The sequence below is a fragment of the Pseudomonas sp. G1002 genome (genome assembly GCF_013385455.1).
Classification (GTDB): domain Bacteria; phylum Pseudomonadota; class Gammaproteobacteria; order Pseudomonadales; family Pseudomonadaceae; genus Aquipseudomonas.
In genome coordinates, this window is the sequence record NZ_JACAPY010000002.1 from 28,639 (window position 1) to 55,625 (window position 26,987).

Genomic DNA, 26,987 nt, shown 5'->3' on the forward strand with positions numbered 1-26,987 from the left:
TTCTCCGAAAACACCCGGTTGCCCAAGTCGCAACCCGCCGGCAGCGTGCCGATGACCGAATATGTCGCAGCGTCGCAAGCAGCTTGCTTCCTACACTCGTTAAGCTGCGCAACGGATGTGCCTCGCCAGGAGTCTGACCTGCCCGTCGTACCGTCACCTGGCAAGGTGCGCATCTTATGGAAGTTGAATGTGACCTCATTGTCTTGTCCAGCTTCACCCACCTGTCACTCTGAATTCGTTACTGTAGACCGCGAACAGAGCTGACGGTCTCCCCGCAAGGGGATAACACGCGACGCTTCCATCAATAACAAGCCCAAGCGGAGTACCACAGATGGCGTTCTTCACCGCAGCCAGCAAAGCCGACTTCCAGCACCAACTGCAAGCGGCACTGGCGCAGCACATCAGTGAACAGGCACTGCCACAAGTGGCGCTGTTCGCTGAACAATTCTTCGGCATCATTTCCCTGGATGAACTGACCCAGCGTCGCTTGTCCGACCTGGCCGGTTGCACCCTGTCTGCCTGGCGCCTGCTTGAGCGCTTTGATCACAACCAACCGCAAGTGCGGGTCTACAACCCCGATTACGAACGTCATGGCTGGCAATCGACCCACACCGCGGTCGAAGTGCTGCACCACGACCTGCCATTCCTGGTGGACTCGGTGCGTACCGAGCTGAACCGCCGTGGCTACAGCATCCACACCCTGCAAACCACCGTACTCAGCGTGCGTCGTGGCAAGAAGGGCGAATTGCTGGAAATCCTGCCCAAAGGCACCCAGGGCGAAGACGTTCAGCAAGAATCGCTGATGTACCTGGAAATCGACCGTTGCGCCAACGCCGCCGAGCTGAGTGTCCTGAGCAAGGAACTTGAGCAGGTACTGGGCGAAGTGCGCGTTGCCGTCGCCGATTTCGAACCGATGAAAGCCAAGGTCCAGGAACTGCTGGCCGGTATCGACGCCAGCCCATACGTGATCGACGGCGAAGAAAAAGCCGAGATCAAGAGCTTCCTGGAATGGCTGGTGGGCAACCACTTCACCTTCCTCGGCTATGAAGAGTTTGTGGTACGTGACGAGGCGGACGGCGGTCATATCGAATATGACGCCAACTCGTTCCTCGGTCTGACCAAACTGCTGCGCCCAGGCCTGACGGCCGACGAGCTGCGCATCGAAGACTACGCGGTGAACTACCTGCGTGAGCCGGCCGTGCTGTCGTTCGCCAAGGCTGCACACCCAAGCCGCGTGCACCGCCCGGCCTACCCGGACTACGTGTCGATCCGCCAGATCGACGCCGACGGCAAGGTCATCAAGGAATGCCGCTTCATGGGCCTCTACACCTCCTCGGTGTACGGCGAAAGCGTGCGGGTGATTCCTTACATCCGTCGCAAGGTGACGGAAATCGAGCGTCGCTCGGGCTTCCAGGCCAAGGCGCACTTGGGCAAGGAACTGGCCCAGGTGGTCGAGGTGCTGCCCCGTGATGACCTGTTCCAGACCCCGGTGGACGAGCTGTTCAGCACCGTGATGTCGATCGTGCAGATCCAGGAACGCAACAAGATCCGCGTGTTTCTGCGCAAAGACCCGTACGGCCGCTTCTGCTACTGCCTGGCCTACGTGCCGCGCGACATCTATTCCACCGAGGTGCGCCAGAAGATCCAGCAAGTGCTGATGGATCGCCTGAAAGCCTCGGACTGCGAGTTCTGGACGTTCTTCTCCGAGTCCGTACTGGCTCGCGTGCAGTTGATCCTGCGGGTAGACCCGAAGAACCGCCTGGACATCGACCCGCTGCAACTGGAAAAAGAAGTGGTGCAGGCCTGCCGCAGCTGGCAGGACGACTACTCCAGCCTGGTGGTGGAAAGCTTCGGCGAAGCCCATGGCACCAACGTGCTGGCGGATTTTCCGAAAGGTTTCCCGGCCGGCTACCGCGAGCGTTTCGCCGCGCATTCGGCCGTGGTCGACATGCAGCACTTGCTCAGCCTGACCGAAGCCAACCCGCTGGTGATGAGCTTCTACCAGCCGCTGGGCCAGGTTTCCGGCCAGCGCGAGCTGCATTGCAAGCTGTATCACGCCGATACGCCGCTGGCGCTGTCCGATGTGCTGCCGATCCTGGAAAACCTCGGCCTGCGTGTCCTGGGTGAATTCCCGTACCGCCTGCGTCATGCCAATGGCCGCGAGTTCTGGATTCACGATTTCGCGTTCATCGCCGCCGAAGGTGTGAACCTCGATATCCAGCAATTGAACGACACCCTGCAGGACGCATTCGTGCATATCGTGCACGGCGATGCCGAAAACGATGCGTTCAACCGTCTGGTGCTGACGGCCGGCCTGCCATGGCGCGACGTGGCGCTGCTGCGTGCCTACGCCCGTTACCTGAAGCAGATTCGCCTGGGCTTCGACCTGGGTTACATCGCCAGTACCCTGAACAACCACACCGACATCGCCCGCGAGTTGACCCGGTTGTTCAAGACCCGTTTCTACCTGGCGCGCAAGCTCACCGCCGAAGACCTCGAAGACAAGCAGCAACGCCTGGAACAAGCGATCCTCACGGCCCTGGACGACGTTCAGGTGCTCAACGAAGACCGCATCCTGCGTCGCTACCTGGACCTGATCAAGGCGACCCTGCGGACCAACTTCTACCAGGCTGACGCCAACGGCCAGAACAAGTCGTACTTCAGCTTCAAGTTCAACCCGCACGCGATTCCTGAGCTGCCCAAGCCGGTGCCGAAGTTTGAAATCTTCGTCTACTCGCCTCGGGTTGAAGGCGTGCACCTGCGCTTTGGCAACGTCGCTCGCGGCGGCCTGCGCTGGTCCGACCGTGAAGAAGACTTCCGCACTGAAGTGCTGGGCCTGGTAAAAGCCCAGCAAGTGAAGAACTCGGTGATCGTGCCGGTGGGCGCCAAGGGCGGTTTCCTGCCGCGTCGTCTGCCATTGGGCGGCAGCCGGGACGAGATCGCGGCCGAGGGCATCGCCTGCTACCGCATCTTCATTTCCGGCCTGTTGGACATTACCGACAACCTGAAAGACGGCGCCCTGGTGCCACCGTTGAACGTGGTGCGCCACGACAACGATGACCCGTACCTGGTAGTAGCAGCGGACAAGGGCACTGCGACCTTCTCCGACATCGCCAACGGCATCGCCATCGACTACGGCTTCTGGCTGGGTGATGCGTTCGCTTCCGGTGGTTCTGCCGGTTACGACCACAAGAAAATGGGCATCACCGCCAAGGGCGCGTGGGTGGGTGTGCAGCGTCACTTCCGTGAGCGCGGCATCAACGTCCAGCAAGACAGCATCACCGTGGTGGGCGTGGGCGACATGGCCGGCGACGTGTTCGGCAACGGCCTGTTGATGTCCGACAAGCTGCAACTGGTCGCGGCCTTCAACCACCTGCACATCTTCATCGATCCAAACCCGAACCCGGCCAACAGCTTCGCTGAACGTCAGCGCCTGTTCGACCTGCCGCGCTCGGCCTGGACCGACTACGACACCAGCATCATGTCCGAAGGCGGCGGTATCTTCTCGCGCAGCGCGAAGAGCATTGCCATCTCGCCACAGATGAAAGAACGCTTCGACATCCAGGCCGACAAGCTGACCCCGACCGAACTGCTGAATGCCTTGCTCAAGGCGCCTGTGGACCTGTTGTGGAACGGCGGTATCGGCACCTACGTCAAGGCCAGCACCGAGAGCCACGCCGATGTGGGCGACAAGGCCAACGACGCCCTGCGCGTCAATGGCAACGAGCTGCGCTGCAAGGTGGTGGGCGAGGGCGGTAACCTCGGCATGACCCAGCTGGGTCGTGTGGAATTCGGCCTCAATGGCGGCGGTTCCAACACCGACTTCATCGACAACGCCGGTGGTGTGGATTGCTCCGACCACGAAGTGAACATCAAGATCCTGCTCAACGAAGTGGTGCAGGCCGGTGACATGACCGACAAGCAGCGCAACCAGTTGCTGGCGAGCATGACCGACGAAGTCGGCAGCCTGGTGTTGGGCAACAACTACAAGCAAACCCAGGCCCTGTCCCTGGCTGCCCGCAAAGCCTTCGAGCGCGTGGCCGAGTACAAGCGCCTGATGAGCGATCTGGAAGGCCGTGGCAAGCTGGACCGCGCCATCGAGTACCTGCCGACCGAGGAGCAGCTCAACGAGCGCGCCGCTGCGGGCAAGGGCCTGACCCGTCCGGAGCTGTCGGTACTGATCTCCTACAGCAAGATCGACCTCAAGGAAGCGTTGCTCAAATCCCTGGTGCCGGATGACGACTACCTGACCCGTGACATGGAGACCGCTTTCCCGCCGAGCCTGGTGGCGAAGTTCTCCGAAGCCATGCGTCGCCACCGTCTGAAGCGCGAGATCGTCAGCACCCAGATCGCCAACGACCTGGTCAACCACATGGGCATCACCTTCGTTCAGCGCCTCAAAGAGTCCACCGGCATGAGCCCGGCGAACGTGGCGGGCGCCTACGTGATCGTGCGTGACATCTTCCACCTCCCGCACTGGTTCCGTCAGATCGAAGCCCTGGACCACCAGGTCTCGGCCGACGTGCAACTGGAGCTGATGGACGAGCTGATGCGCCTGGGCCGCCGTGCCACGCGCTGGTTCCTGCGCAGCCGTCGCAACGAACAGGATGCCGGACGTGATGTTGCGCACTTCGGTCCGCACCTTGCCGCGCTGGGCCTCAAGCTCGACGAACTGCTGGAAGGCCCGACCCGCGAAGGTTGGCAGAACCGTTACCAGGCTTACGTCGAAGCCGGTGTGCCGGAGTTGTTGGCGCGCATGGTTGCAGGCACTACCCACCTGTACACCCTGCTGCCAATCATCGAAGCCGCCGACGTGACAGGCCAAAGTGCGGCAGACGTCGCGAAGGCTTACTTCGCCGTCGGCAGCGCCCTGGACTTGCCGTGGTACCTGCAGCAGATCAGCAGCCTGCCCGTGGGCAACAACTGGCAGGCCCAGGCCCGCGAGGCCTTCCGCGATGACGTGGATTGGCAGCAACGGGCGATCACCATTTCCGTACTGCAAATGGCCGATGCGCCAGAAGACATGGAAGCCCGCGTGGCCCTGTGGCTTGAGCAGCACCAGGACATGGCTGATCGCTGGCGCACCATGATGGTGGAGATTCGTGCTGCAGTCGGCACGGACTACGCCATGTACGCGGTGGCCAACCGTGAGTTGCTGGACCTGGCGATGAGCGGTCAATCGGTGCTGTAACTGGCTTGATTGAGCGGTAAAACCAAAAGCCCGGTATCGAAAGATATCGGGCTTTTTTGCATTTGATTATCGGCGTGTTATCTCAACTTGTGGCGAGGGAGCTTGCTCCCGTTGGGCTGCGCAGCAGTCCCGTTTTTGGGGCCGCTGCGCGTCCCAGCGGGAGCAAGCTCCCTCGCCACAGGTTAAAACAGTGTGATCAATTGCTGCGTAGTAGCTTGGCTTCCAGATGATCCAGATGCCGGGTCATCAAGTTGACGGCTTTGCCGGCATCGCCATGCTCCACCGCATCCACAATTGCCCTATGTTCCTGCCATGCGCAATACGTGCAAGCCTTGGCCTCAAACTGCGCAATCGCCAATGAGGTCAGCGGCACCAGGCTGTTGAGAAACTGTGCCAACGGTGCATTCCCGGCGATGGCTGCCAGTTGCAGGTGAAACTCCCCGGAGAGCCGAATCGCCGGGCCACGTTCGTCACGCTCGATGCAGTCGCGCTCCCGTGCGATCAACTCCCGCAGTTGGCGGATCTGCGCCGGTTTCGCCTGGGCACACGCCAACTGCACCACGGTGATTTCCGTCAGGCGCCGCGCCTCGAGAATCTGCTGGGTCTGTTGTGCATCCGGTGCCGCCACCTGGGCCCGATGGTTGGGCCGAAGGATGATCACTTGCTGGTGCGACAGCCGCGCCAGCACCCGGCGAATCACGCTGCGGCTGACGCCAAAACTTTGCCCGAGGCTCTCCTCGGTAAAACGGCTGGCGGGGGCGATGCGTTGCTCGAGAATGGCGTCGAACAGTGCCGGGTAGATGTCGTCCACCGAGAGTTTCGGCTTGCCCACCAGGCGCAACGGCGTAAAGGGGAAAGGGGTGTGCAGGGCGTGAGCGGTCATGCGCGGTCTCCTGGAAGTCAGCTACCCAGATGGTCATCCGGGATGTTCAAGCGAATGCCCATGCGCAAGCCTTCCTGCAGGATATGCCGGCGCATTTCGGCGCTGGCCAGGGCGCTGTTCTTGTTGCGGATCGCGCGCACCACGGCGTCGTTTTCCTGCAAGCGTTCCGCCAGGTGTTCGGGGGAGTTGCGCAGCACCTGGGCGCTTTGCTTGAGGGCGTTGCTGGTTTGTTGCACCACGTTCTGGAAGATCGGGTTGGAGGTCAGGGCGAACAGTTCTTCGTGGAACGCGATGTAGGCGTTCATCCCGGCTTCGCTGTCGCCGGCGTCGAGGGCTTCGCGCATGTCCATCAGGGTCAGGCGCAGTTGCCCGACTTCCTTGCTGCTGATGGATTGCGCCACTAAACCTACGATAAAGGGCTCGAGGGTGTAGCGCAGTTGCAGGATGTCTTCGAGGCTGGCGTCCGCCACGCCGCTGTCCTGGGCCTGGGATTCGCTGAGGGTGGTTTCCAGCACCACCACGCCCTTGCCGGGCATGGAACGTACCAGGCCGAGGGTTTCGAGCACGATCACCGCTTCGCGCAGGCTTGGGCGGCTGATGCCCATTTGCTCGGCCAGTTCACGCTGGCCGGGCAGCATCTCGCCGCGCCGCCACTGACCCCTCGCCAGGGCGGCGCGCAGTTTTTCTACCACTGAATTGACGACGGTTGACGAGGTGATCACGTGTGGCTCCCTTTAAATTGAACTGTCTGCTTGGTGTGGCGAGGGAGCTTGCTCCCGCTGGACTGCGCAGCAGGCCCATTTTTTGGGGCCGCTTCGCGCCCCAGCGGGAGCAAGCTCCCTCGCCACAGGGGGTGAGTCTGTCTCATCAGAACTCTTGGTGGGCGGGCAGCACCGGTTTCTTGGCCTGGAAGGCATACCCTTGTTGACCGTCCAGCACCTTGTTGGCGCGCTGGATATCGATGTCTTTTTCCCAGCGGGCGATGGCCACGGTGGCGACGCAGTTGCCGATCAGGTTGGTCAGCGCCCGGCCAATGCCCATGAACCAGTCCACCGCCAGCACCAGCACCAGGCCCACCACCGGAATCGCCGGGATTGCGGTGAGTGTCGCCGCCAGAATCACCAGTGCCGAACCCGGAATCCCGTGGGCGCCCTTGGAGGTGATCAGCGACACCAGCAGGATGGTCAGCAGGTCGGTCATCGACAGCGGTGTGCCGGTGGCATTGGCGATAAACACGATGGCCAGGGTCAGGTAGATCGAGAAACCGTCGAGGTTGAACGAGTACCCGGTCGGAATCACCAGGCCCACGGTGGAGCTGCCAATGCCAAGGTGTTCCAGTTTACGCATGATCTGTGGCAACACGGCATCGGAGGACGCGGTGCCCATCACGATCAACAGTTCTTCCCGCAGGTACTTGAGCAGCGGCATCATCCGCAGGCCCGACAGGCGCATCACCAGCCCCAGAATCACCGCGACGAACAGGAAGCACGTAAGGTAGAACAGGCCCACCAGGCTGCCCAGGTGTTGCAGGGAATCCAGGCCATACGTGCTGGTGGTGAAGGCGATGGCGCCGAACACGCCGATGGGCGCCAGGCGCACGATCATGCCCATGATGCGGAAGATCACGTGGCTCAGCTCGTTGATCAACCGCGAGATGCCGGAAGCGGCTTCGCCCACCAGGTTCAGCGCGCTGCCGAACAACACGGAAAACAACAGCACTTGCAGCACGTTGTTGTCCGCGAAGGCGCCGATCACCGAGTTGGGGATCAGGTCCATCAGGAACTGGCTGGTACCCTTGATGTGTTGGCCACGGTCTGCCAGTTCATTCAGGCCGGCAGACGACAGTTGCTCCAGGTGGATATTGGCGCCGGTGCCGATCCCGGTGCTGAAGGCCATGATCAGGCCGATCACCAGGGCCACGGTGGTCAGTGCTTCAAAGTAGATCACCGACTTGAGGCCGATGCGCCCGACTTTCTTCAAGTCGCCGGCACCGGAAATACCGCTGACCACCACGCAGAAGACGATCAGGCCAATCAGCATTTTGATCAGCTTGATGAAGCCGTCACCCAGGGGTTTGAGTTGCGAGGAGAATTCAGGGAGGGCGAGGCCGCAGATTATGCCGATCACCAGGCCAATCACGACTTGCAGGAAAATCGAACGCGAGCACCATCTGAGCATGGGAAGGATCTCTATTCGGTGCCCTGGTGGGTCCAGGGCTTAATTGTTGTGGTCTGACCGGTATGTCCAGTGCGGGGCCAGTCTACGCTCGGTTTTTTTCAAGTCGCAAGTAAATATTACGCGGATGGCAGGTCCCGGTCTGACCAGTTGGTTCGCAAGGTTCGTGCTTGAGCGGTTGGCGGCCCGGAATTTTTTTCGCTTATCATCCCGGGCTTGGTTCACAGGGTGAGTTATGGATATTCCAGGATTGATCACGGACGCGGCGGGCGTCACCAGCTGTACGTGGCGCACGGCGGCGCCGGAGTACCCGGATTACCACGACCACGAATGGGGCGTGCCGGTGGCCGATGACATTGCGCTGTACGAGAAGATTTGCCTGGAAGGTTTTCAGGCCGGCATGGCGTGGGTCACCATCCTGCGCAAGCGCGAGGCGTTTCGCCGGGCGTTCGAGGGCTTTGATTTTCGCCGGGTGGCGCAGTACACCGAGCAGGACATCGAGCGATTGATGGCCGACCCGGGCATCGTGCGCAATCGCGCCAAGATCGTGTCCACCATCAACAACGCCCGGCGCGCCTGTGAGCTGGTGGATGAGACCGGCTCGCTGGCGGCGTGGTTGTGGTCGTTTGAACCGGCCGCCGATGAGCGCCCGGCGGTGGTGGACATGGCGTACTGGACGGCCAACCCCACGTCAGCCGCGTCAACACGTTTGTCCAAGGCCCTGAAGAAACGTGGCTGGAGCTATGTGGGCCCGACCACGATGTATGCGTTCATGCAGGCGATGGGCATGGTCAACGACCACCTTGAAGGCTGTACCTGCCGGCCTCGAATCGAACACCTGCGCCACCACTTCAAACGACCCTGAGCCACTGACTGTGCGCGGTTATAACTGTGTGTGGCTTGCCGGCGATGGCGGTGGATCAGCAAACACAACTGTGTCTGATGCACCGCCATCGCCGGCAAGCCAGCTCCCACAGGAGGGTGCGGTGGAGCGGGTTAGTGGGGCAGCGGCGTGAGCACGTCGGCCTTGTCATCCATCACCATCACTACCAGCAGTTTCGCCGGTTGGGTCTGGCTGGCATTGCTGGATTCAAAGTGCCGCGAGCCGGCAGGTTCATAGAACGACTGGCCGACCTTGTAGGTGATCGCCTTTTCATCGTTGACCCGCGAGGTGATTGCACCTTCCAGCACATAGGCCACGGCCGTGCCGGTGTGGCTATGGGGCACGGTGGCCTGGCCCGGGGCGTAGTCCACGGTGAGCATCACGGTTTTCTTGCCGGGGACGTTGGCCAGGGCGTGTTCCTGCAACACGTTGATCTTTTCCTGGTTGTACACCGGGTCGTGGGCAAAGGCGCTTAACGAGGCCAGCAGCAGGGTGGTGCCGAGCAGTACTTTCATGGTGAGGCTCCGAGTGAGTCGAGACCCGTTCACCCTAGGCCCCGATCCGGATTTGACCAATAGCCAATCCGGCGGAAATTCCCTCAGCCAATCTGTCGCAGGATATCCCGCACCACGTCCAGCGCCGGGTCAATGTCCAGGGTTTCGATCGCGCCAAACCCGATCTTCAGTCCCTCGCGTACCGGTGTGTCGTGGAAAAACACGCTCAGCGGATAGAGCCCCACGTCAGCCTCCCGTGCCAATTGGGTAAGCTGCGGAATATTCACCGGCACCTTGCACAGTGCGGCCAGATGGAACCCGGCCACGGTGGGCACCACGTCGAACCACGGCGAGAGGTCCCCCGCCAGGCGCTGCAGAATCCGTTCCCGGCGCCCGGCATATACCCCATGGCAGCGCCGAATGTGCTTGAGCAGGTAGCCTTCGCTGATGAACTTGGCCAGGGCCCATTGCGGCAGGGTGGAGCTGTGCTGGTCGGTGAGTTGCTTGGCCTTGAGCACCGCGCCGAAAATCGCCGGCGGCAACACCGTGTAGCCCAGGCGCAACTCCGGCAGCAGGGTTTTCGAGAAGGTCCCGACGTAGGCGACCACGCCGCGGGTGTCCATGCTTTGCAGGGAGTCGGTGGGGCGGCCCTCGTAGCGGAATTCGCTGTCGTAGTCATCCTCGATCACGATGGCGCCCAACGCCAGCGCACGTGCCAGCAACGCCTCACGGCGCGGCACGCTCATGGGCATGCCCAGCGGGAACTGATGGGACGGTGTCACGTAGATCAGCCGCGCGCCGTCGGGAATCAAGTCGACCCGCAGGCCGTGTTCGTCCACCGGCACGCCCACCACGGTCGCCCCCATGGCGTCGAACATCAGTCGCACCGGGGTGTAGCCGGGGTCTTCCATGGCGACGACGGTGCCCGGTTCCAGCACCACGCGGGCGATCAGGTCGAGCGCCTGCTGGGCGCCGTTGGTGACTACGATGTCGTCTTCGCTGCACCTGACCCCACGGGAAAATGCGATATGCCCGGCGATTGCACTGCGCAGGGCCGGCAAGCCTTCCGGCCGGCTGTAGAAGCCGCTGTCCTGTGAGATACGGCGCAAGGCATCGAGGGTGCAGCGCCGCCATTCATCCTGGGGGAACTGGCTGCGGGCGGTGGCACCGCCGATAAAGTCCCGGCTCGGGCGGGTTTCACGGTTGGGGTGACCCATGGGCGCGGGAAGGGCCTGCCACTTGGCCAGGTTGGCGGCGCAGGCAAGGTCGGCGGCACTTTGCAGGTGTTCGCGGCGCGTGGCCCAGGCGTTGACGAACGTGCCACGGCCGATCCTGCCGACCAACAACCCTTCGTAGGTCAGCGCCGCGTAGGTGTCTGAGACTGTCTTGCGCGACACGCCCAGTTGCAGGGCCAGCAAGCGGCTGGGAGGCAATTGCGACCCGGCCACCAGTTGTCCCGACTCAATGGCCGTGCGCAATTGCTGGTAAAGCTGTTCGGCCAGGTCCTTGCGGCCCTTGATAACGACGTGCAGTTCCATGTTTCATCCAGAGGCAAGCAATCACCCGCAAGATTACCGCAAGTCACCCGCCAGCCGAATCAGGACAGGAAACCACCGTCTACATTCAGCGATACACCGGTGGTGTAGCTCGACGCGTCGCTGGCCAGGTACAGCACCGCGCCGGCCATCTCGCTCGGGTCGGCCACGCGCTTGAGGGGGATCTGCGCCAGGGCCATTTTCAGGATCGAGTCGTTCTTCACCAGCGCGGAGGCGAACTTGGTGTCGGTCAGGCCCGGCAGCAGCGCGTTGCAGCGAATGCCGAACGGCGCGCATTCCTTGGCGAAGACTTTGGTCATGTTGATCACGGCGGCCTTGGTCACCGAGTAGATGCCCTGGAATACGCCCGGCGAAATCCCGTTGATCGAGGCCACGTTGATGATGCTGCCACCGCCGTTTTCGCGCATCAGCTTGCCGGCTTCCACGGACATGAAGAAGTAGCCGCGAATGTTCACGTCGACGGTTTTCTGGAACGCGCCCAGGTCGGTGTCCAGCACGTTGCAGAACTGCGGGTTGGTGGCGGCGTTGTTGACCAGGATATCCAGGCGGCCGAACTGTTCGCGGATCGCGGCAAACACGTTGGTGATCTGGTCCATTTCGCCGATATGGCAAGCAATGGCGGTGGCCTTGCCGCCGTCGGCGATGATCGCGTCGGCCACGTGCTGGCAGCCGTCGATCTTGCGGCTCGACACGATCACGTGGGCGCCTTGCTGGGCCAGCAACTTGGCGATGGCCTCACCGATACCGCGGCTGGCGCCGGAAACGAAAGCGATCTTGCCGTCGAGGTCGAACAGTTGGGTCTTGGACATGGTTTTTCCTTGAAGAGGGTCAGAGGGAAGACTGTTTGATGACATTCAGGCTCATCTGCTCAAGCAGCTTGTTCATGTGAATGAACTGCGCAAAGCGTTTGTCCTGGGTCTGGCCATGGAAGAAGCGGTAGTAGATCTGCTGCACGATGCCGGCCAGGCGGAACAGGCCGTAGGTGTAGTAGAAGTCGAAATTGTCGATCTGGATCCCGGAGCGTTCGGCGTAGTAGTCGACGAACTGGCGGCGGGTAAGCATGCCGGGGGCGTTGCTCGGCTGGCGGCGCATCAGTTGCACCGGGGCCGGGTCGGCCGCTTCGATCCAGTAGGCGAGGGTGTTGCCCAGGTCCATCAGCGGGTCGCCGAGGGTGGTCAGTTCCCAGTCCAGCACGCCGATGATCTGCATCGGGTTATGCGGGTCGAGGATCACGTTGTCGAAGCGGTAGTCGTTGTGGACGATGCTCGAGGTGGGGTGGTCGGCCGGCATCTTGTCGTTGAGCCAGGCACGTACCGCTTCCCAGCTGGGGGCGTCGGGGGTCAGGGCTTTTTCGTAGCGGTCGCTCCAGCCGCGAATCTGCCGCTCCACGTAACCTTCGGGCTTGCCCAGGTCGGCCAGGCCGCAGGCGCTGTAGTCGACCTGGTGCAGCTCGACGAACTTGTCGATAAAGCTTTTGCACAAGGCTTCGGTTTTCGCCGCGTCCAGGCCCAGTTCCGGCGGCAGGTCCGAGCGCAGGATGATCCCGTTGACCCGCTCCATCACGTAGAACTCGGCGCCGATCACCGACTCGTCGGTGCAGTGCACGTAGGCCTTGGGGCAATACGGGAAACCGTCCTTGAGCTGGTTGAGAATCCGGTATTCGCGGCCCATGTCGTGGGCGGACTTGGCCTTGTGGCCAAAGGGCGGGCGGCGCAGCACGAATTCCTGGCCGGGGTATTCCAGCAGGTACGTCAGGTTGGAGGCACCCCCGGGGAACTGGCTGATTTTGACGCTGCCGCTCAAGCCCGGGATATGGGCCTTGAGGTAGGGATCGATGAGGCTGGCATCAAGTTCTTCGCCGGGGCGAATCTGGGTCGATTGGTCATTAAGCGCCATGCTTATCCCTTCTGCTTATTCTTAAGGCCTTGGACTATTGGCTAATCTAATGCGCGCGGCCGCCAAGCCACAAGGTTGGGGCGGCTTAATAGGTTAGCGTGTTGGCCGATGATCAGCGTGCTTGATGTGCTCAGATCACCAGAACTGCGCGCCCGCCGGGGTTGCAGGACAGGTTGGCACCGATTTCGACTTTTGCCAGGTCGATGCCCAGGCCGGCGAGCAGGTTATTGACCAGCGGGTCGAGGAGCGGGCTGAGCAGTCCGGAGATGATGCCGCTGAGCAGATTCAGTACGCCGGTGATCAGGCCGACCACCAGGTTCAGCACCAGCCCAATCAGTCCGCCCTGTGTCGGTGGATGGTTGATCAACTGGATGCCATTGAGGGTGTTGCTCAAGCTGCCCACCACGTTGTTGGAACTGAAACTGAAGTAATCCGGGGGGCTTTTCAACTCGGGCGGCGACAGGTAAGTGTGGTTCCGGACGGTCTTGGCCACGCTGCTGTCGATCTTCAGGCTGATGCCACCCACGCCATACGGTTGCCGGGGATCGCAGACACCGTTGCTACAGGTCTTCACCCCAAGGTCGAGTAATGGGAATTCGTCAACGTTCAGTGGTGCTGTGGAGGAAAACAGGTTTTTTGGGTCGATCTGGCCCACCATCAGCCTAACCGCCGAGGTGGTACCGAGCACCGACAAGGCTTTGTCCGCAGGCCCGTTGCAACGATATCCGGTGACCGTGCTGCTGCCGCTGGCGGCTTCCAGTGCTACATCGATTTGCTGGCCGATTTTGGGGTCAAAGGAGCTGCCTAACAAGAGGCCCACCAGCGCCGTTACCCCGCCCAGTAAATCGTTCACCGCGCCGATTGCCGGCAGTTTCACCGAGATCAACGTCCTGACTTGCGCGGTCCTGACGTAGATCGGCTGGGTGGCGATCAGCTTGGGGTTACCTATGGCGGAAACCTGCGCCGGTTCAATGACCTTGGTCTTGACCGTGATATTCAGCAGTCCCAGCACATCCACCGGCAACTCCACCGCGACCGCGTTGTACTTGTTCGACAGTTGCACAAACCCCTGGATCAGGTTGAACAGTTGCAGGTTAACGTCCAGGGCGCTCTTGTCGGTGCCGTTCTGGATGGTCAGCAGGTCGCCCAGGTGCAGGATCTTGGTGCCGGGTGCAATCAGCTTGATCGCTTCCAGGTTATTGATCACCACCTTGACCGCATCGCCCCCCAGCTTGAGTACATCTATCGCGGCCTGGATCAGATCGCCGACGCTGGCGTCGGTCTTGAGCAACTCGTCGTAGTTGCCGGCGCTGACCTTCAATTGAATCGCCAGCGCGTCCAGGTAACTGAGCAGGTTGATATCGGTATTGATCAGGCCCTTCCAGCCCACCGCGTCGAGTTGCAATTTGCCCCCCAGCAGTCCGCCGATCAACGCATTGAGTGCGGCGGACTTGGTGCTGTCCACGGTCAGCAAGGTGCTGCGGATGGTCAGTACGGCCACCGGTGGCGCGGGCACGGCGGCCACGGCCACTGCCTGCAACCGGATGGTCGGCTCGAAAGGGCCGGTGGAGAGCAGCATGAACAGGCGGTTGGCGATACTGGTGACGACGCGGTGGGTGGCGATGACCTGGATCGCATCGGACCTTGAGGGATTGGGGCTGAAGGCGCGCATGAAGTCAGCCCCGGTGACCAGGGTGCCACAGGTGGTCGCCAGGGTACGGTCTTCGTTCAGCGGGAAATCATTGCGGGCTGCGCTTTGGATCGCGAATTGCGCGGCGTTGGTATTCGGCGTCACGCAGGCGCCGCCGCGGGTGACCACTTCCAGCGCCGCGGTGTCGGCAACCCGTTGCAGCTTGCGCTTTTCCAGGTACAGCCGGCCGCTGTCGACCACCAGCAACAGGAACAACAGTGCGACCCCCAGGGTCATCGCACCCATCAGTCCTATTGCACCGCGTTGGCGGGCCGAGCCGGGTCCTTGGCAAACCATCCTGCGTTCCTTCGCCGATCCAGTACCGGCATCCTGAATATCCCCTCAGGCAGTGTAGTCAGGTTTTGGAGAATTTATGGCTATTGGCCATTATTTTCGCGGAGGCAGTGCCACGGGCGTCAGCACAGGGCGGCCGGCAAAGTATTCCAGCAGGTTGTCCGCCACGCGCTGCACGGTGTCATGGGCGGCTTCCGGCGACAGGCCGGCGACGTGGGGCGTGAGCACGGTATTGCTGAGGCGCTTGAGCGCGTCGGGCACGTTGGGTTCATCGTCGAACACGTCCAGTGCCGCGCCGCCGATGCGCCGTTGCTCCAGGGCGGTAATCAGGTCGGCGGTGACCACCACGCTGCCACGGCCGATGTTCACCAGGAAACCGTTGGGCCCCAGTGCGTCGAGGGCCTGGCGGTCGATCAAATGTCGCGTGCTGGCGCCGCCCGGGGTGGCCAGGATCAGGAAGTCCGAGGCCCGCGCCAGTTCCACGGCGGTGGCGCAGTAGGTGTAGTCCACATCTTCGCGGGGCTGGCGGTTGTGATAACTCACCTCCATGCCAAAACCCAGGGCAGCCCGCTTGGCGATTTCCAGGCCCACGGCCCCCAGGCCGAGAATGCCCAGCTGTTTGCCGGCCAGGGAAGGGCGCATTATCTTGGGCCATTCGCTGCGCCGTACTGCTGCGTCCGCCCGGGGAATGTCCCGCACCAGGCACAGCAACAACGCCATGGCGTGGTCGGCCACCGACGGCGCATTCACCCCGGCACCATTGGTGACCACGATTCCACGGTTGCTGGCGGCTTGCAGGTCCACGTGTTCATACCCGGCGCCGATCACGCAGATGATCTCAAGCAGCGGCAGCGCGGCGATTTCCTCGGCGTACAGGCCCAGCGGGCCACGGGTCAGCACCGCCTGGACCTGCCCGCCGTGGGTCTTGATGGCCTTGGCGCGTTCGGCCGGGGTGGGGGCAAGAATCACGTGAAAGCCATTGCCTTCGATGATCGGCAGGTAGTCGTTGATGGTTTCAACCAGGACCAGAACGGTGACGGGCATCGGAAGGTTCTTCCTGAAGGATTAGAGGCTTGGATTATGCGGGATTTGTAGTCCCGATCGTTTCTTTACCGCAGAAAAATTTCATTTCTCACCAGCCTAATCTGATTTTCCAGACCGCTCGTCCCAGGCCTTTTTACTGCCGCAGACTTCGACGACTTTCCTTAGCAGAGACGTCATGGATGCATGTTCCTGCCACCTCCGAAATCGTCGAGTGGACCTCTTATGGCTACAAGCACAGCCCATCAAAAAACCTAGCTTGGGAAGATATTGTCAGCAGCACCCGATACGGCCCGGCCAAATACAAGCCCGGTATAAATATTGAAAAGCTTGAGCGAGAAGCCTATAAAAATGGAGTGCCAAGCACTCATGCAAAACCCTGGAAACTCAGGGAGTATCCGCAAGTCATAGGTGCCAGTGATGGCAAGCCCAGTTACTGGGTTCGAATTGAGTCAAGCGCGGGCGTCATACATGGTCATCCGATTTCCGAGCAGGAATTCAGGAGGTTAACAAGTTGATCTCACTAGGCTTTATTGACGGAAACGTCACCCATGATGATCTCTCCATCTTGCAGGATGGGGCGATGGAGAGTCAGGTTCACCTGTTGAAAGAGGACATGCTTCAGGTTGAATACGCCGGTGGGCTTATATTGGATGTCGGCTGGTACCCCTCCTTCGATACCCATGGTGGGTTCCGCATCAATGTAATAAGAAATTACGACTGGGACCGCCCAGTGATTGCGTTAACGGCGCACGCAGCCGGTGATCTGGTGGAGCAACTGGCTGTTGCGCAGAGCGCGATCAATGGCGAACTGCGCAACGTATTGAGAACCTCGGCTTAGATAAAGCTCTAGGCTTTAGAAGCAGATATCGTCAGCTTTCACACGCTGCACAAATGCCCCGGCCAAGGTTGCGTTATGGTGCTCGATAATCGATGCGGCCGATAACGCCGGAGTGTCCATACAAGTATGGGCATCCTCCGGCAGCAGCACCGAGAACCCCAGCTCCACGGCCACTCGGCACGTCGTGTCGATGCAGTACTGGGTTTTCATCCCGACGATCACCAGTTCATTCACCTGTGCCGCCGCCAGTTGCTGCGACAGCTCGGTGCCGAGAAAACAGCTGGGCCGGGTTTTATTGAAAACCGTGTCGCGAGCTTCATCAACCTCCAGTGCTGGCCATAGTTGCCAAAACGGGCTGCCCACCTCGATGGGCGAACCTGCCGGGCCGGTGTGACGGGCGGCGAAGATCGGCACGCCAGCGTGTCTGGCACGCTGTATCAACTGGTTGATGATGTCGAGTACGCGCTGGCGTTCGTAGGGTTTTTCCGGACCATCGTACAGACCGGTCTGCATGTCGATGATCAGCAGGGCGGGGCGCTTGTTGTCAGGCATGGTACTGCTCCTTGTGTTTGCCAGATGGCGGAGCAATAAAAAGGCCCCGTCCATTGCTGGCGGGGCCTTGGGTAAATCCGGGTGGCTTAGTTTGCGCGCCACTCACCGCTACCACACGACCCGCCGGAAGCGGTCGTGGTGGTACGGGTGAGGGCCAGCTGGAAAGTGTTCATGGGCCGATCATGCTGGCGCTGGCGTTTGCCTGTCAACGCGTCAGTCGAGTTTTTTTTGCGGGATCAGCAGATTTCTGGCTGCTTCGAGGAATTCATCAGACAGGCTGTTTCCCTTGGTCGCACGGGCGAGGGTAATTGCGCCTACCATCATCGCGTACTGGGCAATGGCGGCCTGGCGGTCACCCTCAGGTGTGCCGGTCGCCTGGGTAGCGCTCAGGATCCCCACGGATGCCTCAAAGCCTTGGATAAAGCTCTGCTGCAGCGGACTGTCGACCGCTTCGTGACATATCTCCCCGGCAAACGCCGCTACCGGGCAACTGTCCCCGGGGTTGTCACGATTGGCGGCCGACAGATACGGATCAATCAACGCCAGGCGTGCAGTCTCGGGGTCGGGGCTCTGCTCGACCCTGGCCTGCCAGCGCTCGTTCGATTGTTCGAATGCCCGGTTGCAGGCTTCCGTGGCCAGCGCCTCGCGGGACTCGAAGTGCCCGTAGAAACCGCCATGGGTCAGCCCGGCGGCGGCCATCACGTCCGACACGCTGATGCCATGGATGCCCCGCTCACGAAACAGCCGCGTGGCGGCCTCGACGATGATTTCGCGGTTGAGTTCGGCTTGTTTGCGGGACACGCGTGGCATCGAGGGCTCTCTGGATCAGGTGGTGGCAGGGATGGGTGGCATCATAAAACGTTTAGCTGGCGTACTGCGCAATCCCGTTGCCGAACGACCAGTTTTCCTTCTTGACCTCCACCAGGCTGATAAACACATCTTCCAGGCGCACCGCCAGTTCACGGTTCAAGCTCTCGGCGATGGTCTTGTACAACAGCTTTTTCTGCTCGGTGCTGCGGCCTTCATTCAGGGTGATCTGGATGATCACCAGGTTGTCGGTGCGCTGGATGCCCAGGTACTCCGGGTCATAGATGAAGTGGTGTTCATCGTGCTCGGTGAGGATCTGGAAGTTGTCGTGCTCAGGCACGCCGATAGCCGTGTGCATGGCGTTGTAGATCAATACGCCGACGCGCTTGGCGTAGGTGACGTCGGGGTTTTTCCGAAGGTCGATGCGCACGATTGGCATGGCAGGTAGTCCAGTGAGGGGCGTGCTTTAAAAATACATGACGTGATGAATTTATAAAATAGATTTCTTATGAAATGTAAAATTGACCCTGCCGGAAACGTATTCAATCCTCTGCACTGCACAACCATTCCTCAGCTAAGTCTTTGCTTCTTCAAGCGAATCCCGGACAATCGCGCCCCTGTTTCGGTCGTGGCGCTGCCTGTCAGGTTTTTCTGACTCGTCTCGACTGAGTGAATGCGGAGATCCGAACGGATGAATGATCAGGCCAATAGCGTCGACGAACGCTACGCAACGACACCTGCAACCCTCACAAGCTGGAGCCGCCAGGACACCACCTGGATGCTCGGCCTGTTCGGTACGGCCATCGGCGCCGGCACCTTGTTCCTGCCGATCAACGCGGGCCTTGGCGGCTTCTGGCCGTTGGTGATCCTCGCGCTGCTGGCATTCCCGATGACGTTTTTCGCGCACCGTGGCCTGACCCGCTTTGTGCTCTCGGGCCGTGAAGGCTCGGACATCACCGACGTGGTCGAAGAACATTTCGGCCTCAAGGCCGGCGCCGCGATCACCTTGCTGTACTTCTTCGCGATCTTCCCGATCCTGCTGATCTACAGCGTGGCGCTGACCAACACCGTCGGCAGTTTCATGGAACATCAACTGCACATCGCGCCGCCGCCGCGGGCGATCCTGTCGCTGGTGCTGATCCTCGGCCTGCTGGCCGTGGTGCGGTGTGGCGAGCAGGTGATCGTCAAGGCCATGAGCCTGATGGTGTATCCGTTTATCGTCGCCTTGCTGTTCCTCGCCGTGTACCTGGTGCCGCACTGGAACGGCGGCATCCTCAGCACCGCCAGCACCGTGCCGGCCCCGTCGGCGCTGCTGCACACGCTGTGGCTGGCGATTCCGGTGATGGTGTTCTCGTTCAACCATTCGCCGATCATCTCGGCCTTTGCGGTGGACCAGAAGCGCCAGTACGGCGAACACGCCGAGGAACGCAGCTCGCAGATCCTGTCCCGGGCACACATCCTGATGGTGGTGATGGTGCTGTTCTTCGTGTTCAGTTGCGTACTGACCCTGTCGCCTGCGCAACTGGCCGAAGCCAAGGCGCAGAACCTGTCGATCCTGTCCTACCTGGCGAACCACTTCAGCAACCCGACCATCGAGTTCGCCGCGCCGCTGATCGCGTTTGTGGCGATTGCCAAGTCGTTCCTGGGCCATTACATCGGCGCCAGTGAAGGTCTCAAGGGCCTGGTGCTCAAAAGCGGCCGTCGCCCGGCTGCCAAGACCCTGGACCGCATGACGGCTGCCTTCATGCTGGTGGTGTGCTGGATCGTCGCGACCCTCAACCCTAGCATCCTCGGCATGATCGAGACCCTGGGCGGGCCGATCATTGCGTCGATCCTGTTCCTGATGCCGATGTACGCGATCCGCAAGGTACCGGCGATGGCCAAGTACCGTGGCCAGGCGTCCAACGTGTTCGTGACGGCGGTGGGCCTGGTGGCGATTACCGCGCTGATCTACTCGTTGATGTCCTGATCGCCGGGGCGCTGTGAAAAAAGGCCGACTTGCCATAACGCGAGTCGGCCTTTTTTTGTGCCTGCACGCCGCAAGGTGCTGATAAGTATCAACGCCAGGCGATCAATCACGGCTAAGCTTGTCGCGGGTGTCTGACAGGGCACGTCGAATTCTTACCTGGAGGTTGTTCATGGCTCGCGCCCGCCCGCAGTTGATCACCGGCAAGCTGGAAAAGCTGCACCCCACTCAATTGACGGTGGGCCTCGCCGAGGTCGCGACCAAGCGCGAGGCCTGGAAAAAGCTCAAGCGCAAGGAGCGCGCCGCCGCACTCGACCAGCATTGGTTTCCCTGTGTAATTGGGCCGGACGAGCGTTACTACATCACCGACCATCATCACTTCGGCCTGGCGTTGTTGCAGGAAGAGGTCAAGAGTGTGTCGTTGCTGGTGCTCAAGGACCTGTCGTTTGTCGAGCGTACTACGTTCTGGAACGTCATGACCTTCAACCAATGGGTGCATCCCTATGATGCGCGGGGTATCCGCCGCTCCTACGACGCCATTCCCCGGAGGATTACCGATTTGCAGGATGATCCCTACCGCAGTCTCGCGGGCCTGCTGCGTACCGCCGGCGGGTATGCCAAGGACGCCGCGCCTTTCAGCGAGTTTCTCTGGGCCGACTTTCTCCGCAGCCGTATCGGCAGCGACCTGATCGGCGACCTGAGCCCCAAGTTGATGGGCAAGGCCATGACCCTGGCCCGCAGCCAGGAAGCCCGTTACTTGCCAGGATGGGTAGGCCCGATTGACCACTGAAACCCGACAGAGCCGCGTCCAGGATTTATTGGCAGGCCTGTCCATCGCCGGCCTGTTGCTGCCCGAGGCCGTGGCCTATTCCAGTATCGCCGCGTTGCCGCCCCAGGCGGGCGTGATCGCCTTGTTTGCCGGATTGTTGTGCTACGGCCTGTTTGGCACCAGCCGCTTCGCGATTGTCTCTGCCACATCGTCCTCGGCAGCGGTGCTGGCGGCGGCCACGGCAACGCTGGCGGGGGATGACCCGGCACTCAGGCTGAGCCTGGCAATGGGCCTGGTACTGGTGACGGGGGCGTTTTTCCTGTTGGCCGGGATGCTCAAGCTGGGCGGGCTGACCTCGTTTATCGCCAAGCCGGTGTTGCGTGGCTTTGCCTTTGGCCTGGCGCTGACGATCATCCTCAAGCAGTTGGCCAGCGTGGTGGGCGTGCACCTGACCGACAACAACCTGATTCGCTTCCTGCCCCAGCTCCTGGAGCAACTGCCGCGCTGGAACTGGGCCGCCGCCGCCGTCGCGGGCATCGCGTTGCTGCTGCTCTGGCTATGCGCGCGAGTCCGGCGCCTGCCGGGCGGGTTGCTGGTGGTGATCCTCGGGATTGCCGCCGGCCAGTGGCTGGATCTGCAGGCCCATGGCGTGGCGTTGATCGGCGTCATCGACCTGCGCCTGGAACTGGCGCATTTGCCGGTATTGCCGTTCGCCGACTGGCTGCGCCTGGGAGAGTTGGCGTTTGCCATGGTGATGATTCTTTACGCCGAGTCCTACGGCTCCATCAGCTCCTTCGCCCTCAAGCATGGTGATCGCGTGTCATCCAATCGTGACCTGCTGGCGCTGGGGGCCGCCAACCTGCTGTCCGGGCTGTTCCAGGGCATGCCCACCGGCGCCGGGTATTCGGCGACATCGGCCAATGAGGCGGCGGGAGCCAACTCGCGGCTGGCGGGCGCCGTGGCGGCGCTGGTGGTGCTGGCGATCGTGCTGACGGTGCTGCCGCTGGTGGCATTGACGCCGGAGCCGGTGCTTGCCGCCATCGTCATTTACGCCTTGGGCCGTGGCTTGAGCCTGCAGCCCCTGGGCCGCTATTTCTCCTGGCGGCGCGACCGGTTGTTGGTGATTTGCGCGGTGGCGGCGGTGTTGGTGCTGGGGGTGCTGGATGGGTTATTGGTGGCGGTCGGGATCAGCGTGGTGTTGATGTTGCGCCAGATGTCGTCGGCGGACGTGCGCGAGTTGGGGCGCATTGACGGTGGGCATGATTTTGTCGACTTGCTGCATCACCCGAGCGCTGAACGGATCCCCGGTGTGCTGATCGTGCGGCCCAGTGAAGCGCTGTTCTTCGCGAATGCCGAGCGAGTGTTGGGGGCGGTGTTGAGCCTGATGCGGCACGCTACGTTACCGGTGCACACGGTAGTGCTCAGCCTGGAAGAATCCCCCGACCTGGACGGCACCAGCATCGAGGCATTGCAGGCATTTTTCGTACAGGTGCGAGGGGAGGGCAAATGCCTGGTGCTGGCCCGCGTACGGCATGAGGCGCAGGAGGTGTTGCAGACGCTGCCTGAGGCGTGTGCTCCCCAGGTATTGATCAGCGGCTTGAGTGTTGATGGCGCGGTGCAGTTGGCGTTGCAGCCAACTGCCTGAGCTCGACATTAAAACGCCTCGGCGCTGAGCCCAACTTGGGCGAGGTAGCCGTGCAGTTTCTCAACGTCTGTGAAGATCGCGCCGACGTAGCCATCGGGGCGCACCAGCACCCATTCGCCATGGGCGAGGTTGTAAGCGTCATTGAACTGTCGCTGATCATCCACCAGGTCGCCGCCCGGCCCGAAGCGATGGATATGCAGCCCGGCGGCAGGCTTCAGTGACCCGCGTTCCACCTCATAGCCCAGCAATGTCCAATGCACGCCCTGGAACAGCTTGAATAGCCGGGACGAATGGCCGCTGGCGTCCCGCACGGTTGCATCGGGCGCCCGGTCACCGGCGAGCAAGCGGCCTTCTCGTTCTGCCGGTTGCACTGCGAGCGAGGAGTGGGGATACCCGATATCGAGTTGGTGCACCTCGCGGCCGCGGCGCATGTTGCCCTTTTTCATTCCGTCCAGCAGCCTGGTCGACAGGCCGAGCATCGAGGCTGCCACAGGCCGTCGCTCTTCCTCATAGGTGTCGAGCAACGCTTCGGGCGCATCGGCCGTCACCGCCGCCAGCTTCCAGCCCAGATTGTAGGCATCTTGCACGCTGGTATTGAGGCCCTGGCCGCCGGTGGGTGGGTGGATGTGCGCGGCATCGCCGATAAGAAATACCTGTCCTACGCGATAGTGATCGGCCAGCCGCGCATTCATCGTGTAGGCCGACGCCCAGGAGACAGAGTCGATATGAATGTCCTGCCGACCCGTGCGCTCTGCCACCATGTTCATGAGCCCCTCAGCGCTGAGGTCAACTTCTGTGTCCAGCGGAATCGGCGCCTGTATCTGAAACAGCTCGGTCCCCGCCAATGGGCAGATTGCGACCTGCATTGTCATGCACTCAGTGCTGAACCGGTGCCAGTAGTCACGCGACAGGCCGGTCATAAGCACATCGGCTACGATGGCACGGACCCCGAGGGTCTGCCCAGGAAATCCGATGTCCAGCGTGCGGCGTACCACACTGCGGCCGCCGTCTGCGCCAATGAGCCAACGTACACGCAGTGTCTGTTCGCCTTCGTTGCCGACCAAATATGCGGTCACGCCGTGGCTGTCCTGCTCGAAGCTGACTAACTCGCAGCCAAACGCCGGGCGGTGCCCCAATTCCAGAAGGCGCTCGCGCATCACCTGTTCGGTGAGGAACTGCGGCAGCATCATAGGCTGCTGATAAGGTTCGGCTGACGTTGGCGCCGAGAGCTCGATAACCTCGGCGTCGATGTGGCTGCCATCTTCGTTGTATCGCCGCTCGGGCGGGTAGACGTCGCCCGCAGCGGTGATCCGGTCGAGAATGCCGAGGTCTTCGAATATTTCCAGGGTGCGGGGTTGAATACCCTTGCCCCGCGAGCCGTGGAACGGCGCGGGGGATTTTTCGATCAGTCGGAAGGAAATGCCTCGTCGCGCCAGGTCGATCGCCAGGGTCAAACCGGCCGCACCGGCACCACAAATCAGAACGTCGACTGCGCATTGCTCTTTCATCTGGACTGCCTTTATATGTAATATGCACATATATTTGAGCAAGGAAGATTCCGTGTCAACAGAAAGCGTGCAAAATACACCTATAGGTCTTCAGATTCGCGAGCTTCACGGGGCGCTGATTGAAATTGTCGGTGCCATGAACCGGCCGCAGCGCGACGAAGTGATGGTCCGGGAGGCGGGTATCGCCCTTGATCGGGCACTGTTTCCGCTGCTGGTGCTGGTGGAGCGGCTGGGGCCGATCGGCGTTGTGGAGCTGGCCGACCGCGTGGGACGCGACTACACCACGGTCAGCCGCCAGGTGGCGAAGCTGGAAAGCCTCGGTTTGGTCGACCGCCAGGAAAATGCCAAGGACCGCCGGGTTCGCGAGTCGGTGATCACCCCGCAGGGCAAGGCAATGACGGATCGGGTGGATGAGGCACGTACGCGAATGGGGATGGCCATTTTCGCCACCTGGGAACAGCAGGACATCGACGACCTGGTGCGACTGATGGGCAAGTTTGCCGCCGACCTCAACGACGATGCGCTGGTCACTCTGACGCTTGAGAATCGATAGAAAAGCCGGGCAAAAAAATACCCCTCAATGAGGGGTATTTTTAAACGACTCCCAGCGGTTACCGGCGGCGGAACAACGGCAACGGTTCATCCGTCGCGGCCTGGTACGTCACCGAGAAATCCTTGAGGCTTTCCAGCGCTTCATACGGGTCTTTGTCCGCGCGCAAGGCGAAGGCATCGAACCCGCAGCGGCGCAGGTAGAACAACTGGTCGCGCAGCACATCGCCAATCGCCCGCAGCTCGCCCTTGTAACCATAACGGTCACGCAGCAGGCGGGCGTTGGAGTAGTTGCGACCGTCGGTGAAGGCCGGGAAGTTCAGGGCGATGACCTGGAAGTGCTCCACGTCATCACCGATCTCTTCGGCTTCTTCATCGGCGTCCAGCCATACACCCAGGCCGCCGTCGCGGGCCTTGAGGGCGTGAGCGTGCTCGCGCCACAGGGCCAGTGGCACGATCAGGTCGTCGCAGTTGGAGATGCCATCGAAGCTCGCGTCCTTGGGCAGCAGGTGCCAGGTTTCGTCGAGGACTTCGTTGTTCTTAATGATTCGCTGCATAGACGCGCTCCTTGAACAGGTCAATGCCGATGCGCTGGTAAGTGTCGATGAAACGCTCATCTTCGGTGCGCTGTTCAACGTACACGTCGATCAGCTTGCCGATCACGTCAGGCATGGCTTCCTGGGCGAAGGACGGGCCGAGGATCTTGCCCAGGCTCGCATCGCGGCTGGCGCTGCCACCCAGGGACACTTGGTAGAATTCTTCGCCTTTCTTGTCCACGCCCAGGATGCCGATGTGGCCGACGTGGTGGTGACCACAGGCGTTCATGCAACCGGAGATGTTCAGGTCCAGCTCGCCGATGTCGAACAGGTAGTCCAGGTCGTCGAAACGGCGCTGGATCGATTCGGCAATCGGGATCGACTTGGCGTTGGCCAGGGAGCAGAAGTCGCCGCCCGGGCAGCAGATGATGTCGGTCAGCAAGCCGATGTTCGGCGTGGCAAAACCCTGCTCGCGCAGCTCGCCCCACAGGGTGAACAGTTGAGACTGTTCAACATCGGCGAGGATGATGTTCTGCTCGTGGGAGGTGCGCAGTTGGCCGAAGCTGTAGCGCTCGGCCAGGTCGGCGACGCCGTCCAGTTGCTTGTCGGTGATGTCACCCGGTGCAACACCGGTAGGTTTCAGCGACAGGGTCACGGCCACATAGCCCGGCTTTTTGTGGGCCAGGGTGTTGCGGGTGCGCCAGCGGGCGAAACCCGGGTGCTGCGCATCGAGCTCGGCCAACGCGGCGTCCTGATTGCTCAGGGCCTTGTAGTCCGGGTCGACGAAGTGTTTGGCAACGCGGTGCACTTCGGCGTCGGTCAGGGTGGTCTGGCCGCCGCGCAGGTGTTCCATCTCGGCGTCGACTTTCTGGGCGAACACCTCGGGGGTCAGCGCTTTTACCAGGATCTTGATCCGGGCCTTGTACTTGTTGTCACGACGGCCGTAGCGGTTGTAGACCCGCAGGATCGCGTCGAGGTAGCTCAACAGGTCCTGCCACGGCAGGAATTCGTTGATGAAGGCACCCACTACCGGCGTACGACCGAGGCCACCGCCGACGAGCACACGGAAGCCCAACTCGCCCGCCGCGTTATGCACCGGCTCCAGGCCGATATCGTGCACTTCGATGGCGGCGCGGTCCGAGGTCGAGCCATTGATGGCGATCTTGAACTTGCGCGGCAGGTAGGCGAATTCCGGGTGGAAGGTGGTCCATTGACGGACGATTTCACACCATGGGCGGGGGTCGATCAGCTCGTCAGCGGCAACGCCGGCGAACTGGTCGGTGGTCACGTTGCGCAGGCAGTTACCGCTGGTCTGAATGGCGTGCATCTGCACGGTGGCCAATTCAGCCAGGATGTCCGGCACGTCTTCCAGGGCCGGCCAGTTGAACTGAACGTTCTGGCGAGTACTGATGTGGGCGTAGCCCTTGTCGAAGTCGCGGGCAATCTTGGCCATCATGCGCGTCTGACGGGAAGTCAGTTGGCCATAAGGCACGGCAACCCGCAGCATCGGCGCAAAGCGCTGAACATAAAGGCCATTTTGCAGGCGCAGAGGGCGGAACTCTTCTTCGCTCAGTTCACCTGCCAGATAGCGTCGGGTCTGATCACGGAACTGCTTGACGCGGTCCTCGATGATGCGCTGATCGTATTCGTCGTATACGTACATATAGGTCCTGTTCTCGGCAAATCTGCGCGCACGGCCGCGCACTCCCAA

The 26,987-nt window shown here is 61.5% G+C and carries 23 protein-coding genes; 8 read left to right on the top strand and 15 right to left on the bottom strand.

All coding sequences use genetic code 11. The features are described 5' to 3' along the window. Positions 1-331 precede the first annotated feature (331 nt). Positions 332-5,191, top strand: a complete 4,860-nt coding sequence (locus tag HX801_RS01135; RefSeq protein ID WP_003212956.1) for an NAD-glutamate dehydrogenase — start codon at positions 332-334, stop codon at positions 5,189-5,191. Positions 5,192-5,387: 196 nt separating this feature from the next. Here HX801_RS01135 and HX801_RS01140 read toward each other — a convergent pair whose 3' ends face one another. The 3 genes from HX801_RS01140 to HX801_RS01150 form a co-directional block, all read right to left on the bottom strand. After that, a complete protein-coding gene (locus tag HX801_RS01140) occupies positions 5,388-6,074 on the bottom strand; it encodes a GntR family transcriptional regulator (RefSeq protein WP_102369279.1) in 687 nt (228 codons plus the stop codon). A 17-nt stretch (positions 6,075-6,091) separates the two neighbouring features. Further along, positions 6,092-6,796, bottom strand: coding sequence for a FadR/GntR family transcriptional regulator (locus HX801_RS01145; RefSeq protein ID WP_003212959.1), 705 nt, complete (start codon positions 6,794-6,796; stop codon positions 6,092-6,094). 145 nt (positions 6,797-6,941) lie between these two features. Continuing rightward, positions 6,942-8,252, bottom strand: a complete 1,311-nt coding sequence (locus HX801_RS01150; RefSeq protein ID WP_008433031.1) for a C4-dicarboxylate transporter DctA — start codon at positions 8,250-8,252, stop codon at positions 6,942-6,944. 232 nt (positions 8,253-8,484) lie between these two features. On the opposite strand from HX801_RS01150, the gene HX801_RS01155 reads away from it, so the two are divergent. Beyond that, a complete protein-coding gene (locus HX801_RS01155; protein ID WP_177021422.1) occupies positions 8,485-9,114 on the top strand; it encodes a DNA-3-methyladenine glycosylase I in 630 nt (209 codons plus the stop codon). A 131-nt stretch (positions 9,115-9,245) separates the two neighbouring features. Here HX801_RS01155 and HX801_RS01160 read toward each other — a convergent pair whose 3' ends face one another. From HX801_RS01160 to HX801_RS01185, 6 genes are all read right to left on the bottom strand, one after another. Next, positions 9,246-9,647 carry a cupin domain-containing protein gene (locus tag HX801_RS01160; RefSeq protein ID WP_003210770.1) on the bottom strand — a complete coding sequence of 134 codons (402 nt, stop codon included), beginning with the start codon at positions 9,645-9,647 and terminating at the stop codon, positions 9,246-9,248. A gap of 83 nt (positions 9,648-9,730) precedes the next feature. Continuing rightward, positions 9,731-11,164 (bottom strand): PLP-dependent aminotransferase family protein, encoded by a 1,434-nt coding sequence (locus HX801_RS01165; protein ID WP_177021423.1) that lies wholly within the window; start codon positions 11,162-11,164, stop codon positions 9,731-9,733. A gap of 59 nt (positions 11,165-11,223) precedes the next feature. Beyond that, positions 11,224-11,991, bottom strand: coding sequence for an SDR family oxidoreductase (locus tag HX801_RS01170; RefSeq protein WP_087692885.1), 768 nt, complete (start codon positions 11,989-11,991; stop codon positions 11,224-11,226). A gap of 19 nt (positions 11,992-12,010) precedes the next feature. Further along, positions 12,011-13,078 carry a phosphotransferase family protein gene (locus HX801_RS01175; RefSeq protein ID WP_003210778.1) on the bottom strand — a complete coding sequence of 356 codons (1,068 nt, stop codon included), beginning with the start codon at positions 13,076-13,078 and terminating at the stop codon, positions 12,011-12,013. A 130-nt stretch (positions 13,079-13,208) separates the two neighbouring features. Then, on the bottom strand, positions 13,209-15,065 hold the full coding sequence (locus HX801_RS01180) for a pilus assembly protein TadG-related protein (protein WP_177021424.1): 1,857 nt from the start codon (positions 15,063-15,065) through the stop codon (positions 13,209-13,211). A gap of 90 nt (positions 15,066-15,155) precedes the next feature. Further along, positions 15,156-16,106 (bottom strand): 2-hydroxyacid dehydrogenase, encoded by a 951-nt coding sequence (locus HX801_RS01185; protein ID WP_087692887.1) that lies wholly within the window; start codon positions 16,104-16,106, stop codon positions 15,156-15,158. A 29-nt stretch (positions 16,107-16,135) separates the two neighbouring features. Between HX801_RS01185 and HX801_RS01190 the strand changes: the two genes are divergently transcribed. Then, positions 16,136-16,621 (top strand): hypothetical protein, encoded by a 486-nt coding sequence (locus tag HX801_RS01190; protein ID WP_177021425.1) that lies wholly within the window; start codon positions 16,136-16,138, stop codon positions 16,619-16,621. Beyond that, positions 16,618-16,944, top strand: a complete 327-nt coding sequence (locus HX801_RS01195; protein ID WP_003210784.1) for a hypothetical protein — start codon at positions 16,618-16,620, stop codon at positions 16,942-16,944. The genes HX801_RS01190 and HX801_RS01195 overlap by 4 nt, the downstream gene beginning before the upstream one ends. 15 nt (positions 16,945-16,959) lie before the next feature. Here HX801_RS01195 and HX801_RS01200 read toward each other — a convergent pair whose 3' ends face one another. The 3 genes from HX801_RS01200 to HX801_RS01210 all read right to left on the bottom strand — a co-directional run bounded on the left by HX801_RS01200 (position 16,960) and on the right by HX801_RS01210 (position 18,742). Beyond that, complete coding sequence (locus tag HX801_RS01200; protein ID WP_177021426.1) at positions 16,960-17,496, bottom strand: cysteine hydrolase family protein; 537 nt, start codon at positions 17,494-17,496, stop codon at positions 16,960-16,962. Between the two features lie 213 nt (positions 17,497-17,709). Then, positions 17,710-18,306, bottom strand: a complete 597-nt coding sequence (locus HX801_RS01205; protein WP_177021427.1) for a TetR/AcrR family transcriptional regulator — start codon at positions 18,304-18,306, stop codon at positions 17,710-17,712. A 52-nt stretch (positions 18,307-18,358) separates the two neighbouring features. Continuing rightward, positions 18,359-18,742: a tautomerase family protein gene (locus HX801_RS01210; protein ID WP_003210790.1), complete on the bottom strand. Its 384-nt coding sequence runs from the start codon at positions 18,740-18,742 to the stop codon at positions 18,359-18,361. Between the two features lie 252 nt (positions 18,743-18,994). Between HX801_RS01210 and HX801_RS01215 the strand changes: the two genes are divergently transcribed. From HX801_RS01215 to HX801_RS01225, 3 genes are all read left to right on the top strand, one after another. Further along, positions 18,995-20,272 (top strand): serine/threonine transporter, encoded by a 1,278-nt coding sequence (locus HX801_RS01215; RefSeq protein ID WP_008433015.1) that lies wholly within the window; start codon positions 18,995-18,997, stop codon positions 20,270-20,272. A gap of 169 nt (positions 20,273-20,441) precedes the next feature. Then, positions 20,442-21,059 (top strand): ParB-like protein, encoded by a 618-nt coding sequence (locus tag HX801_RS01220; RefSeq protein WP_087692889.1) that lies wholly within the window; start codon positions 20,442-20,444, stop codon positions 21,057-21,059. Continuing rightward, positions 21,049-22,683 (top strand): SulP family inorganic anion transporter, encoded by a 1,635-nt coding sequence (locus HX801_RS01225; protein ID WP_177021428.1) that lies wholly within the window; start codon positions 21,049-21,051, stop codon positions 22,681-22,683. Before HX801_RS01220 ends, HX801_RS01225 begins: the two co-directional genes overlap by 11 nt. Positions 22,684-22,691: 8 nt before the next feature. Here the strand turns inward: HX801_RS01225 and HX801_RS01230 are convergent, their stop codons facing one another. Continuing rightward, on the bottom strand, positions 22,692-24,191 hold the full coding sequence (locus tag HX801_RS01230) for an FAD-dependent oxidoreductase (RefSeq protein ID WP_177021429.1): 1,500 nt from the start codon (positions 24,189-24,191) through the stop codon (positions 22,692-22,694). 52 nt (positions 24,192-24,243) lie between these two features. Here HX801_RS01230 and HX801_RS01235 point away from each other — a divergent pair, with 52 nt between their 5' ends. Further along, positions 24,244-24,744: a MarR family winged helix-turn-helix transcriptional regulator gene (locus HX801_RS01235; protein WP_032899084.1), complete on the top strand. Its 501-nt coding sequence runs from the start codon at positions 24,244-24,246 to the stop codon at positions 24,742-24,744. 58 nt (positions 24,745-24,802) lie between these two features. Here HX801_RS01235 and HX801_RS01240 read toward each other — a convergent pair whose 3' ends face one another. Both HX801_RS01240 and HX801_RS01245 read right to left on the bottom strand, forming a co-directional pair. Next, complete coding sequence (locus tag HX801_RS01240) at positions 24,803-25,297, bottom strand: DUF934 domain-containing protein (protein ID WP_003210798.1); 495 nt, start codon at positions 25,295-25,297, stop codon at positions 24,803-24,805. Further along, on the bottom strand, positions 25,281-26,939 hold the full coding sequence (locus tag HX801_RS01245) for a nitrite/sulfite reductase (protein ID WP_003210800.1): 1,659 nt from the start codon (positions 26,937-26,939) through the stop codon (positions 25,281-25,283). Before HX801_RS01245 ends, HX801_RS01240 begins: the two co-directional genes overlap by 17 nt. Positions 26,940-26,987 lie beyond the last annotated feature (48 nt).

Coding starts and splice junctions, on each gene's coding strand:
- HX801_RS01205 (WP_177021427.1), bottom strand. CDS start 18,306: ATGCCACGCGTGTCCCGCAAACAAGCCGAACTCAACCGCGAAATCATC.
- HX801_RS01230 (WP_177021429.1), bottom strand. CDS start 24,191: ATGAAAGAGCAATGCGCAGTCGACGTTCTGATTTGTGGTGCCGGTGCG.
- HX801_RS01135 (WP_003212956.1), top strand. CDS start 332: ATGGCGTTCTTCACCGCAGCCAGCAAAGCCGACTTCCAGCACCAACTG.
- HX801_RS01220 (WP_087692889.1), top strand. CDS start 20,442: ATGGCTCGCGCCCGCCCGCAGTTGATCACCGGCAAGCTGGAAAAGCTG.
- HX801_RS01200 (WP_177021426.1), bottom strand. CDS start 17,496: ATGCCTGACAACAAGCGCCCCGCCCTGCTGATCATCGACATGCAGACC.
- HX801_RS01180 (WP_177021424.1), bottom strand. CDS start 15,065: ATGGTTTGCCAAGGACCCGGCTCGGCCCGCCAACGCGGTGCAATAGGA.
- HX801_RS01140 (WP_102369279.1), bottom strand. CDS start 6,074: ATGACCGCTCACGCCCTGCACACCCCTTTCCCCTTTACGCCGTTGCGC.
- HX801_RS01245 (WP_003210800.1), bottom strand. CDS start 26,939: ATGTACGTATACGACGAATACGATCAGCGCATCATCGAGGACCGCGTC.
- HX801_RS01150 (WP_008433031.1), bottom strand. CDS start 8,252: ATGCTCAGATGGTGCTCGCGTTCGATTTTCCTGCAAGTCGTGATTGGC.
- HX801_RS01185 (WP_087692887.1), bottom strand. CDS start 16,106: ATGCCCGTCACCGTTCTGGTCCTGGTTGAAACCATCAACGACTACCTG.
- HX801_RS01175 (WP_003210778.1), bottom strand. CDS start 13,078: ATGGCGCTTAATGACCAATCGACCCAGATTCGCCCCGGCGAAGAACTT.
- HX801_RS01160 (WP_003210770.1), bottom strand. CDS start 9,647: ATGAAAGTACTGCTCGGCACCACCCTGCTGCTGGCCTCGTTAAGCGCC.
- HX801_RS01240 (WP_003210798.1), bottom strand. CDS start 25,297: ATGCAGCGAATCATTAAGAACAACGAAGTCCTCGACGAAACCTGGCAC.
- HX801_RS01155 (WP_177021422.1), top strand. CDS start 8,485: ATGGATATTCCAGGATTGATCACGGACGCGGCGGGCGTCACCAGCTGT.
- HX801_RS01215 (WP_008433015.1), top strand. CDS start 18,995: ATGAATGATCAGGCCAATAGCGTCGACGAACGCTACGCAACGACACCT.
- HX801_RS01165 (WP_177021423.1), bottom strand. CDS start 11,164: ATGGAACTGCACGTCGTTATCAAGGGCCGCAAGGACCTGGCCGAACAG.
- HX801_RS01170 (WP_087692885.1), bottom strand. CDS start 11,991: ATGTCCAAGACCCAACTGTTCGACCTCGACGGCAAGATCGCTTTCGTT.
- HX801_RS01210 (WP_003210790.1), bottom strand. CDS start 18,742: ATGCCAATCGTGCGCATCGACCTTCGGAAAAACCCCGACGTCACCTAC.